Source organism: Pelomonas aquatica, assembly GCF_026712205.1.
Lineage (GTDB): Bacteria > Pseudomonadota > Gammaproteobacteria > Burkholderiales > Burkholderiaceae_C > Pelomonas > Pelomonas aquatica.
The window spans coordinates 25,092-40,203 of record NZ_JAPPUW010000006.1; the positions used below are offsets into that span (position 1 = coordinate 25,092).

12 protein-coding genes and 1 pseudogene are annotated in these 15,112 nt (G+C 62.5%); 3 read left to right on the plus strand and 10 right to left on the minus strand.

The features are described 5' to 3' along the window. Nucleotides 1-3: 3 nt before the first annotated feature. Both NYP07_RS07670 and NYP07_RS07675 read right to left on the minus strand, forming a co-directional pair. Nucleotides 4-771 (minus strand): hypothetical protein, encoded by a 768-nt coding sequence (locus NYP07_RS07670; RefSeq protein ID WP_268149088.1) that lies wholly within the window; start codon nucleotides 769-771, stop codon nucleotides 4-6. Then, nucleotides 768-2,108 (minus strand): hypothetical protein, encoded by a 1,341-nt coding sequence (locus NYP07_RS07675; RefSeq protein ID WP_268149090.1) that lies wholly within the window; start codon nucleotides 2,106-2,108, stop codon nucleotides 768-770. The genes NYP07_RS07670 and NYP07_RS07675 overlap by 4 nt, the downstream gene beginning before the upstream one ends. Before the next feature lie 216 nt (nucleotides 2,109-2,324). Between NYP07_RS07675 and NYP07_RS07680 the strand changes: the two genes are divergently transcribed. Further along, nucleotides 2,325-3,128 carry a WYL domain-containing protein gene (locus NYP07_RS07680; RefSeq protein ID WP_268149091.1) on the plus strand — a complete coding sequence of 268 codons (804 nt, stop codon included), beginning with the start codon at nucleotides 2,325-2,327 and terminating at the stop codon, nucleotides 3,126-3,128. A gap of 166 nt (nucleotides 3,129-3,294) precedes the next feature. Here the strand turns inward: NYP07_RS07680 and NYP07_RS07685 are convergent, their stop codons facing one another. Continuing rightward, nucleotides 3,295-4,872 carry a hypothetical protein gene (locus tag NYP07_RS07685; RefSeq protein ID WP_268149093.1) on the minus strand — a complete coding sequence of 526 codons (1,578 nt, stop codon included), beginning with the start codon at nucleotides 4,870-4,872 and terminating at the stop codon, nucleotides 3,295-3,297. A 278-nt stretch (nucleotides 4,873-5,150) separates the two neighbouring features. Continuing rightward, a complete protein-coding gene (locus NYP07_RS07690) occupies nucleotides 5,151-5,948 on the minus strand; it encodes a serine protease family protein (protein WP_268149095.1) in 798 nt (265 codons plus the stop codon). Nucleotides 5,949-6,085: 137 nt separating this feature from the next. Here NYP07_RS07690 and NYP07_RS24035 point away from each other — a divergent pair. Further along, a pseudogene (locus tag NYP07_RS24035) lies at nucleotides 6,086-6,176 on the plus strand (putative inorganic carbon transporter subunit DabA); the annotation flags it as partial. A gap of 35 nt (nucleotides 6,177-6,211) precedes the next feature. Here the strand turns inward: NYP07_RS24035 and iteS are convergent. The 6 genes from iteS to NYP07_RS07720 all read right to left on the minus strand — a co-directional run bounded on the left by iteS (nucleotide 6,212) and on the right by NYP07_RS07720 (nucleotide 14,279). Next, the gene (gene iteS, locus NYP07_RS07695; protein ID WP_268149097.1) at nucleotides 6,212-8,428 is read right to left on the minus strand and encodes a S8 family anti-phage peptidase IteS; all 2,217 of its coding nucleotides are present in this window, start codon (nucleotides 8,426-8,428) and stop codon (nucleotides 6,212-6,214) included. A gap of 52 nt (nucleotides 8,429-8,480) precedes the next feature. Continuing rightward, entirely contained in the window at nucleotides 8,481-9,644 is a 1,164-nt protein-coding gene (gene iteA / locus NYP07_RS07700) for an anti-phage ATPase IteA (protein WP_268149099.1), read from the minus strand. Nucleotides 9,645-10,178: 534 nt separating this feature from the next. After that, a complete protein-coding gene (locus NYP07_RS07705) occupies nucleotides 10,179-10,895 on the minus strand; it encodes a hypothetical protein (protein WP_268149101.1) in 717 nt (238 codons plus the stop codon). Nucleotides 10,896-11,101: 206 nt separating this feature from the next. Next, on the minus strand, nucleotides 11,102-12,130 hold the full coding sequence (locus tag NYP07_RS07710; RefSeq protein WP_268149103.1) for a DNA-binding protein: 1,029 nt from the start codon (nucleotides 12,128-12,130) through the stop codon (nucleotides 11,102-11,104). A 463-nt stretch (nucleotides 12,131-12,593) separates the two neighbouring features. Further along, nucleotides 12,594-13,094: a hypothetical protein gene (locus NYP07_RS07715; protein ID WP_268149105.1), complete on the minus strand. Its 501-nt coding sequence runs from the start codon at nucleotides 13,092-13,094 to the stop codon at nucleotides 12,594-12,596. A gap of 789 nt (nucleotides 13,095-13,883) precedes the next feature. After that, nucleotides 13,884-14,279, minus strand: a complete 396-nt coding sequence (locus NYP07_RS07720) for a BPSL0761 family protein (protein WP_268149107.1) — start codon at nucleotides 14,277-14,279, stop codon at nucleotides 13,884-13,886. A gap of 310 nt (nucleotides 14,280-14,589) precedes the next feature. Here NYP07_RS07720 and NYP07_RS07725 point away from each other — a divergent pair, with 310 nt between their 5' ends. Next, on the plus strand, nucleotides 14,590-15,108 hold the full coding sequence (locus NYP07_RS07725; RefSeq protein ID WP_268149109.1) for a hypothetical protein: 519 nt from the start codon (nucleotides 14,590-14,592) through the stop codon (nucleotides 15,106-15,108). Nucleotides 15,109-15,112: the final 4 nt, after the last annotated feature.

A 15,112-nucleotide genomic window follows, 5' to 3' on the forward strand; every position in this document is an offset into this window, starting at 1 on the left:
TTCTTAGCCTTCGGAAGAATCGGAGGGGCGGACAAGCAACTCACGTCCCGCTTCAAGCGGGCCAGTGGCCTGGATCCAAGGTTCGAGTCCCTGGAGATGGTTGTTCTTCATCTCCAGCGCGCCAAGCAGCGACTGGCGGTAGCGGTCTGCCCCGAGGTCGTCCACTTGCGCGCCGTCCACCATCAGCTCGATGAACCGTCCCGCGTACTTGTCCACCTGGGCGCCGCTTTCCGAGATCAGGCAGTTGTAGACCACGTCACCTTTCAGCGCGTCCTGGCCGAGCTTGCGAACCATGTCGTTGATGTACTCATGCATGGCCTGCACGAGGTCGGCGCGCGTGAAGGTCGTCTCGACATAACGCGTCACTTCCGTCGCGACGCGGTTGCGATGGGTGTAGAAAAGTGCGAGCAGCACGAACCAGAGCTGGGTGAACCAGATGCGCCGCGTCGTGATGGTCTCGTTCTTGAGCTGCATGCGTTCGTCGATCCAGCGCTCGCTGAACAACGCGCTCACCTGATCCAGGCGACGCGGCAACAGGAAGACCTTGCCTCCGTGAGCAAGACCCTGAGTCTGGAAGTCGTCCAGCGCCACCAGGTCGAAACCAAACCCCTGCAGGAGGCCTTCGAGCTCGGTGCGCGCCTCCAGGTCGGCGTCGTTCAGCAGCCGGGCGAGCTCCCGCTCGTCGACGCGCCCCTTCCCTCGCGGGATGGTCTCCATGCGGCGATGCTGAAGCAGGAAGGCCTGGACGCGGCCCATCTCGATTCGGTTCATGCTGATGCGCCCCTCTCGACCCTGGCCAACTCCAGGTCGGAATAAATCAACTCGCCAACCACGCCATCGGATCGGGTCGCCACCTCGCGCGGGATCCGAAGTTCAATGGGTTCGCCCTCGGTCAGCGCCCAGGGCGCGACATAGACGCCCAGCAGTTCCGCCAGTTCGAGCGTGCCGTCCAGGACGCACCACCCACGTTCGAGCGCTTCGGAAAGCGGCAGCGGCCCAGACGCCAGGCGAGCCCGGATGACGTCGCCGTATTCGCCAAGAAACCTCAAGCGGGTGTCGGCCACCTCGACTGCGCCCACAGCGGTCTCAAAGCGCGGCGCCATCTCCGCCTTGGTCAGCGAGACACGCACCCTGCCCCGGACGTCTGCCGGCGAGGGAAAGATGCCATCGAGACGAAGCGGACCGAACCGGCGAAACAGCGACTCAAGCTGGCGGTCGGAGGGCGGGCGCTTGACCAGGTTCAGCGCCACCTCCAGGAAATCAGTGGCGCTGACCGCCGACGTGCGGCGCTTGGCGGCGATCTTCGTCAACTCCGCCAGGTCGCGCCCGAACGATTCCAGCGCCTGGTAAACGCGCAGGACCTGGTGCTCAAGGTCGTACACATCGACGGCCAGCGTGTCGTCGAGTTCGTCGCTGTCCGTCGCGCGCCAGGACTTCAGCCGAGCCTCGGCCTGGCGCAGGAGTTCGGACGTTTTCTCGATGACATCGCGGAATCGCGGCATCTTGACCTTGAACACCTCCGAGTCCTTGTCCACCTGGCCGCGCTCGATCTCCTGGCGCAGTTCCACGCTGGCGAACCTGATCGTGTCCAGCAGACCGTCGGAGAAGGAAGGCACCACGTCGAAATCACCGGACTCGATAGCGCGCAGCAACTTGAGGGCATCACCTTCCGCATAGGCGAAATCACTGATGTTGGAAGAGACGCTGATCGCATCCCGGCCGATAGACGTCAGCCGGTAGTCATCGGCGTAGTGCGTGCGCTCCACCAGGTGCGTCTGCTTGTCGCTGACCAGATCGGCCCTCCCGTCGGAGCGGTCGATCGCCCACAGTTCCGTCGGCCGCGCGAGCACGTTGAGGACGTACCGAAGATCCTCTGAATCGACTTGCGGCTCCACCTCACGGACAGAGATCAGCAATGCGTCAAACCCGATGAACTCATTGCCGGACTCGTGCGCCAGCCCCCTCAGCACGTCGAGCACGATGCAAGCCAGGTCCAGATAGCGACCATCCCCGCGTCCAGCGCGCTCCTCCTGCGTGTACACAGGCGAATTGCCTGGCTCCCGCTGCGCGTCATGCAGGTCCAGCAGACGCGCGCTGAGTCGGAGCAACGGGAGGCACTTCATTGAAGGATTAGCGTCTTCTCAATAACAGTTAGCCTTAAAGATAACATATCTCGCCTGATAACTGTAACCTGCTTGACTCTAGGCCATACCCGCGCTGTATACTTTCACAGTTATCACTTGTGAATAATCACCCGCGTGCCACCTTCGAACGTCATAAGCCCCGGAAGCGGTCAGGAAGATGGGTCCGGGCGCATCAGAGACATGGACGTCCTGGTGCGCTGGGAAGGCGAGCTTTCGAACGCGCGCATCCGTGAGGTGTTCGGCGTCCAGGCAGTCCAATCTAGCCGGCTGCTGGCCGCTTACATGGCGGAGCGTGGCGAGGCGCTGTCCCGCGCGACCCCACGCGCACCGGTCAAGCCATCTCCAAGGTTCGACGACGTGGTCCCTCCGACCTCCGCCGACGACTACGTGCGGCTGCTGTCCGGGGCATCGACCAGTCTGCCCGGCTCCGACCTCCTCGTCGATGCGCGCCCTTCCCTGTTGAGCGAGAACCCGCGGCTGTTTGCGGATCTGTTGACCGCGTGCCGCGCCGGTACCGGCCTCTGGATTGCCTACGGATCGATGCAGAACCCTGGCGGGATTGAGCGATCCATCTTTCCTCACAGCCTGGTTCGCGCGCCGCGGCGTTGGCACATGCGTGCGTGGTGCGACCTGCGCAAGGAGTTCCGCGATTTCGCCCTTGGACGGGTGCTCTCGTACACGATGCTGGATCAGGCCGCGCCAAAACTACGCCGTCAAGATGTCGACTGGAACAAGTTCGTCAACTTAAAGGTCGTGGCGCATCCTGAATTCGGCGAGGAGCATCAACGCTTGTTGCGCAGAGAGTACTTCGCCGGAAAGGCGTCCTTGAACCTGAGAGTGCGCAAGGCCCTTGCTAGCTACGTCGTGCAGGATCTCCGCCTTGCGACCGATCTGAAGCGAGATCGGCCACCGCAGTTCCAGCTCTATCTCGAGAATTCCGAGAGTCTGGGAGACCTGTTCAGCGTCGGTAGCGTTCCCTCGTGAGGTCACCACCAAGCTGCAATCCGAGTTTGAAAGCTGCGTCTACTTTGATCGCCAGACCAACTCAGTAGTCAGGGCCCTGGCGCCTTGCGTTGCCACAGGTGCGAGGAGGACTGTTTTCTCGCAAGAGGCCCACTGCGCCGCACCGGAATAGCCTCCCCGTCAGCGTTCAAGAGCTGGTGTTGGTCTTGTGCCGGCCGACATGGGCGACCACCGCCTTGCCGGTCGATTCGTCCCAGGCCCAGTGGATCGACAGACAGGAGTCAGCCTGCTTGGCGCCGATGGTGATGTGCGGGGAAATGTCGTAGGTCCGGCCGCCGTCTTTGGCCTCGTACTCGTCGCCATAGCGGTTGCCAGAGGTCTGCGAGACGTCGTCGGCATAGGTGAAGCCCAGCTTCTTGAAGTGGTCCTTCAGAGATCCGACCGACTTCTTGGACTTGAGGCTGTTCTGCCAGACGCCCGCCACTTCATTGATCGCCTGCAGCGCCTGCAACGCACGCTCCGGATGGCGGAAGGGCGAGTCTTCGGCCGAACTGAACGCGCTTTGCAGGAACGTCAGGTGGTCGTTTTCTTCCGCGGCGCGGCGGACCGCGGCTGCGACTGTGACGACCGGCTCGCCCTCTTCAACTGCTTCTGGCCCTGGAGCCGGCTCATCCACCGCCGGCGCTGCATCCCACATGCCAGGCGACGTGAGTGCCGCGATGTTCTCCTCGTGCCGCTTCACCTGCTCGCGCAACGCGTCGTTGTCCGCCTGCGCTGTCTTGAGCCGCTCCTCCATGTCATAGAGGTCGTGAAGCAGCTTGTCGACGTCGGCCGCATCGGCGGCGGGCTGACGCGCCGATTGGCGTTCTTCGCGGTCAGCGAGGCGCCTGAAATCCGTGATTTCCTGCGGTTCTGAGAAGCGAAATGACGCCGCGTTGAAGACTGCGGTGCACAGCTGCCGCTGGGACCGCGCGGCCATCTCGTCCGTCGAAAGCGACTTGGCAAGCCAAAGCGGATGCGCGTAGGGCTTCGCGGTCAGCGTGAACCCTGGCCAGTAGATCCGAATCGCCCCGTCAAAGCAGGCCAGTTCGCGGCCCACGAGCTCGTCCAGCTTGTAGGCCGCCCACTTGTCGGCCAGTTCATAGACCTTGGCGACGCCGGCGAGGCTCTCTGCCAACGCGCTGCTGTCGATCAGCGGAGCGTCCTGGCGCGTCCTCCGTGAGACCACAACCACTGGGTGCGCCCGCTGCGGGAGCATGAGCTCGGTGACCAAATCGTCAACTTCCGGCGCCTGGATCACTTCGGGCGTCTTGTTGTACGCGCGGCCGGCGAGGTAGACAGACCGCAGCCGGCTGATGTCTCTCACCAACCGCGGCGAACCCAGCTTGATGTTGGCTGGTGCAACCTTGAAGCTCAGGCCTGTCACGCACACCTCCAACGCCAAGTCCAGCCGGTCCGCTGTTCGGTACAGCGTCAGGTTGGTGTGCCAGCCCAAGCTCTTGTCGTACTGGTCCGGATAGCTCCAGCGCAGGTCGATGACGCGTTCGTTCGGCCGCTCGGTCGTTTGCAGGCTGCGAATGACGAGCCGGTGACCGGTCATAGGCGTTGCGTCGATGTCACCTTCGCCGATCGCTGCGACGACGTCATCGACATTGACGCGAAACCGCGCGTACCAGTCGGTGATCCACCGGCCCACCAAATCCAGCGCCGCGTGGACGTCGTTGGCGTCGTGCATAGACAGCACCGTCGCGTAAACCGTTCTCATGGGCCCCTCCCCTCGCCTGCAGATCGACCTAATTTCGCCGTGTGGTGAGTATCTGGGCCGAGACCGTGAAAGCGCATTGGGTGGCTACCCTCCCCTGGCACCTGTGACGGCGCGCCGTGCAGGGGATACCGCCTAGTTTGGCCGGCAGAGACCCCTTCAACAATCGAATGCAGGGAGGGCAAATAGGCCGTTTAAGGACCTGGATGACGGGCTCTACCTGATCAAGCAACGTCCGAGGCCAAGGAACTTGGCGTGCTCGAATTCCATGTCCGGCTCTATCAGAGGTCCAGAGCTTCAGGGTCGTCGTTGGGCAAGTCCATCCATGGATCACCAATGGCTGCCACGCTGAGCTCGTGCCTGCGGCTTGACCACGCGTAAAACACCCCTGCCAGAACGACAGCCAGCCGACCGCTTTTCCGTTCGTGCACGAAGCGTAGGCACGGTGAGCCGCTCATCCCAGCCAGTGCCGGCGGGTTTGTCACCGCCGGGTTCCATTTTTCGGGCGTCGCCTTGCCTCTGTACTCGAAGGTGCGGACACCCGTTTGCGCGTCAAGGACTGACCCGTGCAGTGCCAACGCCAAGATAGCCCGGTCGGGTCGCTGGCCTTCTCTGAAATCCAAGGAGGCGTTTTTGGATCCTGGATAGCCGAGCAGCATGAAAGAGTCGGTTGGCTCGAATGCATCGCGCGCCATCTCACGCGGGAAGATCGGCAGACCCGGAACGTGCGTGATGCCTTGCTCGATCAGGGCGTTTGAAGGGATGTCCCAGCGCGCCAAGTCCAACGTCGGATGCAAACTGCGCAGTCCGATGTCACCCAGTTTCACGCCGGTGGTGTCGACCGTGATGCGACCGTGGGTGTGATCGAATTCTTCAAGCACGTGCCTGGCTGTGTAGAGCCTTGCCAGGGTGGCGTCGGGTGTAGCCACGAAGAAGCCAGTGCCGAGAAGTCGCTCTCTTCCTTCATGATGTTCTTTGGGAAGCAGAAAAGACGCCAGGCAGTCCTTGTGAAGCTCCGACAAGCTGCGAGCCAAGTTTTGGTCCAGAGCAGTTGGATGAAGATCTAACAGCGTTTTCATGCGTGCTTGCGGAGGCGTGCGTCATTGGATGGCCGCCACGAATGTATTGGCGGCCGAATCGCCCACTCATGGTGAAAACTCACCAAGTACCCAGCCCCAACCGGGTCTGTGAACTATGCCGCGCGCCGTACTGCGCCTTGCGCATCGGCCTGTCGCGCCAGTCCTTGCACGACGGCTAACGGTGGGTGCACGAGCCATTGAGACTCACGGTGGTCATTGATGCAGGGCGGCGGCTCGCTGACCCCGCAATCGGAAATCCTTCGCTACGCGAGTGCCTGGATCGGGACCCTCACCGGTAGGTCATGGCGTACCCAATTGGTTGCCGCTAGGACCCGCATGCCCTGAGCGTGGATTTCCGTATCGCCGTCAAGTGATCGCAGCGTGCAGAGGATGTAAACGGTCAAGCCCTCTGCCATTGCGGGCTCGAACTCCCGCAAGAACATCCGTGCCTGCAACGCCCACGTATCGCCGGATACGCCATTGGGGAACGACTTCCGGTGCACCTTCACAGGTGCCCACTTGCCGCCATGCTCGACCTGCGCAGCTTCGTAGCCATCGGTGCCATCCTCGCCCTTGAGCGGCACCTTGCTGTGGATGCTGTCGCCGTCCAAGGTGCCAAAGCTCAGCTCCACGTTGGCGCGGACATATTCGGCGCCCGTGTTGCCGTCCAGGGGAGGCGCGTACACCGCCGTGATGATGACCTCGCCCCGGAACTTTCCGTCGCGCAGCAGGCCAGATGGGATGGGATACGGTGCCTTGCGCCAGCGTATTGACGGAACCACGCGCGACTCGAAGATCAGCGTGAAGCTGTCCGCCCGGTCGTACAGGGCGGAGGTCACGTCCCGCGGAAGGCCCGTGCCGTAGTAGCGCCGCTCCCAGGGCGTGTACGCAGGTGACGACAGCTGCGCAGCGTGGATCATGAGAGCTTTGACCAGCGCCGGACTTGCGGTCAAGCCCGTGCCGCCGTCGATGGCTTGCCAGGCATGTGCAGCCATGCTCGCTGCGATCGGCGCTGCAAAGCTGGTTCCGAAGTTACGGGTCTGCGTGTTGCCTGCGGTCAGCACAGCGACGCTTGAAGCCCCCGTTGCCCAGGGAGCATGCACCCCGCCACCGACGTGAACGATGTCGGGCTTGGGCGTGAAAACCGGCCCTGGCCCTCGCCGGCTGTAGGCCGCCGGTTCACCGGGCTCATTCAACGCGTCGATGGCTCCCGCGTGACAGACCGATCCCACCGTGAGCGCGCGCACCGACTCCCCGGGACAAGACACCTGGTCTTGGAGCGTCGCCAGGCTGGGCCACGTGCGGCGCGGCTCTACGACATAGTTTCCGGCGGCCACGACGAAGAGCACGTTGAACTGGTCGCTCAGCTGATCAAGCGCCTGTGCGAACTCGCTGAAGGTCTGTTCGTCGCACCCATGCGGCGAACCTAGAGACAGATTCCATACCCGCACGTCTGGCTTGCCTCGCACCGCCTCTTCGAGGCGTGTGATCAGGTCGCTAACGAAGCTGCCGTTCGGGCCGGACTCCAGGCCGCACGCGTCGTACACCAAGGCGCCGACGGGTGGCAGGTCCAGGTGACCGCCGTTCATGCGATGAGCACCGGCGACCAGCGATGCCACGTGGGTGCCGTGCTCGTGATCAGTGTCCGGCGGGAGGACGAAGGTCGTCCTGCCCACGAGCCAAGGCGCCAGGTCAACTGCAGCAGGCCCGGTCCCCGTGTCGAACACGCCGACAGTCGGTAGCCCCGCGAGCGGTGGATCCAAGTGAGGCCCCGCCGCGACTGCAATTGCGCTGCCGCCGGTAGCTGCCGGCTGCAACTGCGGTTCCGGCATCAGGCGCCGTAGGCCAGGGAAACTCAGCAGCGCATCGAACTTGTCCTCGCTGAGATTGCTGACGTCCATGAGGCTGGCGTAAAACCAGCCATGACGTGACTGCCTGAAGAAGCGGTACTTCAATCCGAGATGACTCAGCAGGTGGCGAATCGCCTGGAACAACTGAGCGTTGGCGGCGTCGTTGCCGTAGCGGAAGAAGCGCAGCAGTGCGCGGCCGCGTTGCTGAACGGCCAACGTCCCCTCAGGATTGCGCTGGGCCCGCCCCCAGGATTCGATGCGCTGGATAGCACTCAGGTTGGCGCGAATCTCCTTGATGTCGCGATCAAGAATCACGCTACGCAGCGCGGTGATGCTGCCGCTGTGCGCGCCGACCAGCATCTCTTCGACACGCTCATGCCCAGCGGGCATCAGCCCTGCTTCTTCAACCACCTTGAGCGGGCGGTGGGACTTCGCAATGGCTTCATGCCGCAAGCGAAAGATCAACGGGGCGAGCGAATGCGGGTGTGCCTGCATTTGTGTCGCCAAGCCCTCCGTCGCGCCGTCCAGCGTCGCGGCGAGCGCTTGACGATAGGCGGTGTCAACCGGCACGAACTCTTTCTTGGGCCCACCGCCGGGCTGCATTCCTTGCAAATCCTGTCGATCAAACATGATCTGCTGGAATGGATTGTCCGGGCTCGGTTGCGGCACCGGTCGTTGCGGTTCAGCCGGACTGTTTGTCGTCCTCCTCGTGGCCATCTGTACCTCCCTCCTGAGTGATGTTGGTGACGTGACGCGTCGACACACCGTAGAGCTTGGCCAGCACGCGCAACGAGAAGATCTTGCGATCCCAGCGCCGCAGCCAAGCCATCTCGGCATCCTGCGTGCTCAGCGGCACGCGTTCTATCAGCGCCAGCGTCAGCCCTAGGCGCCGAAACACTTCGTCTTCATCGACCTGGGCCTGACCAGCCAGCACGGCGCTGCGCTTGGAATCCAGACAGACCTGTTCGATGACCGCGCCCGTCAGCCCCTCGGAGCGCGCGACCAAGGTCTTGAAATTGATGTTCGCTGGCGCGTAGGTGTCCAGGAACCGCTGCCAAAGCGTCTCCCGCACCAGTTCGTCGGGAAGGGGCATCGGCAGCCTGAAGCTGAACCGGCGCCAAACCGCGAGATCCAGGAGTTGGTCATGATTGGTCGCTGCCAGCAGGATGGTGCTGTCCGGCAAAGCGTCCATGTTCTGCAGCAGCGCGATGACCACTCGCTGCAACTCGCCCACGTCGCGCTCGTTGCCACGCGCGCCAGCCAGCGCATCGAACTCGTCGAGAAACAGGACACAAGGCCGCTGCTCCGCATACTCGAAAACACGCCTCAGATTCCGGCTGGTCTGCCCGAGCAGACTGCTGACCAGCGTGTCGCAGCGTACGGTCAGCAGTTGCAGGCCCAGCTGCGCGGCGACCCAGCGTGCCAGCTGGGTCTTGCCGGTCCCTGGCGGACCATGCATCAGCAGTCGATTCGGCAATGCCGCATTGGCGCGCACCAACGCGTCATGGTGGCGCACGCTGGACAGAAACTCCTGGACTCGCGACTCGATGGCACTAGGCAGGACCAACCCCACGTCCCGCACTTCGGGCTGACTCACGTCGACCGTGTGCAGCCGGCTTTCGCCGTCGACCGGGAGGTTGTTCAACGTGATGCCGTTTTCGGCACTCTGAGCTGTTGCGAGGGCGGTTGGCGCCCGCGACAGACGCTCGCGAATCTGACGCGCCTGCTGCCGATTGCCAGTCTCTTCAAGCTTGTCCGCTAAGAGGCCGGCGTAGTTCGCAGCCATACTCGCGTTGGCACGCAATGCGCCGTCGAGTATCTTGAGAACTTCAGACAGGTGGTCCACTGCGATCCGGTTTTCTGGGCTGGCGTCACAGTTTAGGCGCCCATCGATCCGTTTTTCACAGTGTTTGTGCCGATTTTTTAGGGAGGCGTATCGGTCGGCGCGCCGATGCCGGCCTTCTAGAACCATCTGCGAGGCACCAGCCACCGTGGAAGCGGGGAGCAGCTCTCACCCCTCGGCATAGATGCTGATCGTGCTCAATTAATGATTGCGCGATTTCCGACATCCGCACTGCTCAATGACTGCATTTCCAGCCATTGAAGGCAGTTTTTGCTATCTACGACTGCGTTTCTAGTCGTTGTCGCCGTGCGAGAAACACCACCGCTCACCTCCCGGCAGAAACGTTTGCGCGGGCCGTCGTGGGCCCGTGGCTTTACGCCGCCCTACCCGGCTCATTGCCGATGCGCGCCAGCACGGGTGAGCTCACCCAGTTGAGGTTGACACGGCGCGAGCTAGACCGCACACGCCGCCGCCTGAGTGCCGCCGGCAGAAAGCCGTAACCGATGCGTCACCCAACGGTTGAAAATGGGCACTCGATCAAGTCTGGCTTGTCACGTATCGGGTGGAATAAAACGCACCCATGCGCTCGATAGGCGCGCTGTTGACCGTCAAGCGGTTCGCTGCAACGTTGAGGCCGGCCGTGCCGCGACTGCCGTCCTCTAAGGCAATCCGCTTCGAATCGAAGATCGAATCAGCGTCTCGGAACATCTCGCGGAAATAGAGCTTCTCCGAGAGCTGGTCGGCAACCTTCGAAAAATCGTAGGTCTCCATGCGGCGCGTCAGGTAGTTGTAGTCGACGTGCGCCGGGGTTTGCTCCGTCGTTTCCAGCGCTGCGACGGCTGTGGTGATGAAGGACTTTGCGGCATCGACGAGCTTGTCGTTCGCGTTCAGCTTGCCCTCCAACCACTTGGCATCGTCTTCATCAAGGCCAGAGACCTTGAACTTGCCGGCGACGAGCTTGAAGTCCCATTGAGAGCCGGCAATGTCGGGGCGGCGCTTGGCGATCATGGCGCTGATCTTGCCCAGCTCTTTCTCCATGATGTTCATGCTTCGCCCGGCATCTTTGTTGTAGCCGATCTGCCTTTCCACGAACGCGCGCTGCGTAATCAGCGGCTCGGGGATTTCGGTGATCGTGACGCTGCCAAGCGCCGGGTCTTCGTAGGTGCCGCCGTTCGCGACGGCTTTCGCGACACGTGCCGCTATCACCTCCGGTGAATCAATGGTCGGGCCTTGCTGGCTTGCAGTTCGCGCCATTGGCGCTTGGGAAATCGAGCTGATCACATCACCTCCGCCTGATGGTGCGTTTAGGTGGTCAGCCGAACGCAGCTAAGTTTCCCGGTCTCTTCGGCAAACAGTGTTGAACCTTGAGACCAGGGTTTGCTCGCCCCAACCTCCGCGGCTTCTTGGCTGCGCCATCGATGGCCTTGCCAATAATCGGCTCGACGATGCAATAGACGTGGTCAGCCGGCCGCGGCAGCCTTGCCTTTGGCTTTGCCAGCCGGCGCAGGCTGACTGATTCGCGCCAGGAGCTCCTTGACCATGTCGCCCTGCAACTGCGCGGTGGCGGTGGCGCCCGCCAATAACCGCTCAAGTTCCCCGTTGCGTTGCTCGAGGTCGCTGGCCCGGACGCGCAGGATTTCGTACTGCTGGGCCGCCTGCTGGGCCTGATCACGCAGGTTCGCGACGAGCTGGTTCTGGACGGCCAGGCGCTCAGCGGCCGACTTGAGCTCACGCAACTGATCGTCAACCTGACGCCGTTCAGCCCGGGCCGCGAAAAGATGCGCCAAGGCATCCGCCTTCTCTTGCAGCGCTGAGCGCAGTTCGGTCTGCTTGGCGGTCAGGGCTTCGGCCGCGTTGGCAACCTCGCGCTGCAGGTACTGCAGTTGCTGTTCGTGCTGGCGGGCTTCGCGGTCGCGCTGCTCGCGGGATGCATTGCGGAAGTGCTCCAGGGCCTCCCGGGCATGGATGTGCTTCTCCTCCAACGACGCCACCTGGGCTTGGGTGGCCTTGAGCTGCTCTTGGACGCCTTCCAACTGCGCGGTGAGCTGGGTGGTCACCTGGCCATGTTCCAGGCGTAGCGCGGCCAGTTCAGCCTCCACGCGTTGCCGAGCGGTTCGCTCGGTCGACAGCTCGATCTGGCTGCGCTCAGCCTCGGATCGGCCCGAGCGAGCTTCGCCCCGGGCCTTTTCCAGCTGTTCCTTGAGGCCGCGGACCTCTTCGGCGTGGCCGGCCTTCAGCGCGTCGAAGCGCTCCTGCGCCTCGAATTCCAGGCGTCCGGCCAGGTTGGTGACGAAGGCCATCAGCTCTTCGCTGACCGATCCCTGGGGCACGCCGGCGCCACCTTCGTCGGCCTCGATTTCCTTCAGATGGCGAAAGATCGTCGCCTTCGACCCGGTGTTTCCCAGTTCGATGCGGATGGCGTCGATCGACGGGTGCCTGCCCGCCTTGATCAGCGCAAGCCTGGCCCGTTGGACCTCGCCCTTCGTCACGCCTGCTCGTGCCATGTCAGCCGCCAATTTCGTATGTATTACGTATTGTCAGTATTACGTACCGCGATAGATGCGTCAAGGCTGCAAGAGCAGCCAATTCCTGAGAAGTCTTAATAGGCTGTTATTGCATGTGATCGCAAATTTTGGCTGGGTCGACGGCGTCGAACCCAAGAAGTGGGTCTGATTCCCAGCTTTTGCGAGCGTGGCCGCCAGGGCCGAGACCGCGCCAAATTCCCGCCCGGGCGGTGCCGCACGTCCCAAAAAAGATGGGCAACGCCCTTGCGATTTCCTTCGACGCTTGCAGGACGCTGACCTTCATCTAAAGCCTGGCGCGCAGGACTACCCCCTCGTCGTCCGCAACAGTTGCTCCGTCGGGTCCCGCCGGGTGTGGTCAAACCCTGCGTCGAGGTCCGGCCTCGGACGCACGCAAGGTCCTATTCGCTGATCAACACCGAAACACCCGTCAACGAGCCACGGTGGCTTTCAACACGCGGGGAAGCGTCGTCGTGACCGTACAGGTGATTTTCTGACCCTCTTGCAGTGTGGCCAGGTCAACGCCCTCCGTTCGTCTCGACAGGGCGTACTCATGGCCAAGGGCATCTCTGACTCGTACTTGTCGGAACTCAGGTACGAGCGCAACCACGACCGTCTCGACGGTGCGCGACTCACCAACATCATCGGCGTCGTGCATAGAACACGGCGCGTCAGCGGTCTTGCGGCGCGGGAAGCCTGGGGCAGTCGAGGAGATCTTCCCAACAGCCGTCGCCACAGGGGTTTTCGGTCGGGTGAGGGCCAGCGGCTTGGCTGAACCAACCATCAGGCCCGTTGCGCATCGCGGCTCACTGGCCTTGAGGTCGCGCACCTGGTTGCGCGTGAGCCCTGTCGCAAACACGCGCACCGCCTTTTCCGCCAGCTCGGTGGAGATTGTGACGAACTTGCCTGGGGCGACTCGGACTCGCTTCATGTGCGGACTTTCATTAACTGCAACTTAAGCCACATGGTGTGCTCGATGTTGCCGGTGGACTCGCTGCTCAGGATCTCCCCGAACGAATGATTAATGGCGTCCGTCACCTGCACGCGTTGGGATCGGTCGGGTAGCCGAGACGCAACCGCGCTCCGACCCACCTCGCAATGCATGAACAGGCCTCGGGGACCATATATCTCCAGCGATGCGTATTCCAGTGGTCGTCAGCATCCAGGCCAGCGCGATGAGCATGCAATCCAGTCACCATGAGCACCGGCTGAGTTTTGGCGTTGTTGGACGATTCGAGGAGTGCATGAAAGGTCTGCCTGGCCGCCCAAATTTCCGGGCTCAGCAAGGCTGCAACACCTCTGCTGATGATCGCCAGGAGGTGACGCTATCGCCTCAGCGCCTCCCATAGGAAAGTCTGCCTCGGCGGGCTTCGGTCTGTACTGGTAATTGCTGGTAATTCTCGATAATTGGGCGCGAAGAGCCGGTTGGGCTCCTCGGGGCCAGCGCCAAATTACAGCGCTATCAGATTAGGCCCTGCCTGGGCACCGCATTTGCTGCGCTCTTCGCTGGACCGGGTGGTGGCCAAGTTGCCAGACACGCTCCTCTGAACGACACCTCCGGACAAGGTGCTCATCAGTCGCCGGATTGGGTGCACACAAGACGCTGGACTGGGTGCTGGGCTCGCGTCGGAATATGCAAGCGAGGCCCGGGGATCAAGTGGTCGCAGTCTTGGCGGCTACCCGGCCCATCATGGATCCTGCCGCGCGGGGGGGGGCACCATTAGTCCTTCTGTACTTGTCGAAAGATGCGGAAGGGGTCCAAGAACATAGGCGCCCATTTTTCGGAGCCCGCGCGCCCGTCGGGAAGCCATATCGCCTCAGGAAAATGTCGCTCCGCGAAATCTGCCCACCTCCGCAGTGAGTCGTCGACAGGGAGCGTGCGTTGCAGCACCTCTAGCACCAGCCTCCCGGCGGCAAATGCGACGCCCCACGAACCGGTCGGAGTATGAGTTGTGCCTTCCAGCCAACCAGCGATGTCCACGTCGTGTGGAAAACCATTGAGCGCAGCCTGCGCACCGCGCCTCAGATCCATGGACAGACGCTGCTCTTGCGCCACGACCATAAGTAGCTCGCGCGCTTCCCGCAGCGAGCGCAGACGTTCTTCTTGCGTGGACATGCCCCATTCTTCGCGAGCCAAATGGTCCCCTGCTTCCGAACACGGCGTTTCCCGATCTCGCCGCCGAAGTTTGAATTCCGATTTGGCATGCCAGCAGAACCGTGCTGCCTCGTAGCGACCCACACGCAGCGTGGAGCTTTACCCGACAAGCTAGCGCAGATCAGGCGGTATTCCGAATCTGAATTCTTGCCTGATCGCACTACGGTGGCACTGCACACCAGTCCTTGGTGTTTCAAGGGTGGTGTCAGAACATTTGGGCATCGCTACCAACCTCGCAGCGCCTACCCACCGCCTCGGCGCACGAGCTTCCATGTTCACGACCTATCCGCCCTATGAGTTCCCCATCCCACCAGGCCTGGCCCATCCCGACGCGCGCTATTGGCGCGTCGTGGAGCTGTCTCTGCACGCCCCGTGGTTCCTACTATCGGTTGAGGTCCCTGATGGCGAAGCCGGGATGAGCTTCGTGCGCACCATGATCTTCGGCTGGGAGAGCGACCTCATTAGCTTCATACCCACCGTGGACGCTGGGGAGATCAAAGGGTTGGTGTGCATGGTTCCCGGCTGGAAGGCGCCATGTGGCCAATGGACGTCTCGAGAAGTTCACGAGGTCTGGCTCGCCAGCGATGCGGGTGGACAGCAGTTCCTGCAACTGATCGACGCGGATGGTCAAGCGCTAGATGTGGGCCTGCCGACTGAACCGGATGCCGCAGTCTCTGATCGTGAGCTGCTGCTGAAGTTCAAGCCACGCCGCCGGCGGCAGGCCGCTGCCCGCCGGCTCAGGAACTCCGGGCGAGCAGGCCCCAAGCATGCATCGGCAACTGGTCTCTGACAGC

Bases quoted from the DNA above. Each gene is read 5' to 3' on its own strand.
- NYP07_RS07720 (WP_268149107.1), bottom strand. From the start codon at position 14,279: ATGTCCACGCAAGAAGAACGTCTGCGCTCGCTGCGGGAAGCGCGCGAG.
- iteS (WP_268149097.1), bottom strand. From the start codon at position 8,428: ATGTTTGATCGACAGGATTTGCAAGGAATGCAGCCCGGCGGTGGGCCC.
- NYP07_RS07725 (WP_268149109.1), top strand. From the start codon at position 14,590: ATGTTCACGACCTATCCGCCCTATGAGTTCCCCATCCCACCAGGCCTG.
- NYP07_RS07680 (WP_268149091.1), top strand. From the start codon at position 2,325: ATGGACGTCCTGGTGCGCTGGGAAGGCGAGCTTTCGAACGCGCGCATC.
- NYP07_RS07670 (WP_268149088.1), bottom strand. From the start codon at position 771: ATGAACCGAATCGAGATGGGCCGCGTCCAGGCCTTCCTGCTTCAGCAT.
- NYP07_RS07715 (WP_268149105.1), bottom strand. From the start codon at position 13,094: ATGAAGCGAGTCCGAGTCGCCCCAGGCAAGTTCGTCACAATCTCCACC.
- NYP07_RS07685 (WP_268149093.1), bottom strand. From the start codon at position 4,872: ATGAGAACGGTTTACGCGACGGTGCTGTCTATGCACGACGCCAACGAC.
- NYP07_RS07705 (WP_268149101.1), bottom strand. From the start codon at position 10,895: ATGGCGCGAACTGCAAGCCAGCAAGGCCCGACCATTGATTCACCGGAG.
- NYP07_RS07690 (WP_268149095.1), bottom strand. From the start codon at position 5,948: ATGAAAACGCTGTTAGATCTTCATCCAACTGCTCTGGACCAAAACTTG.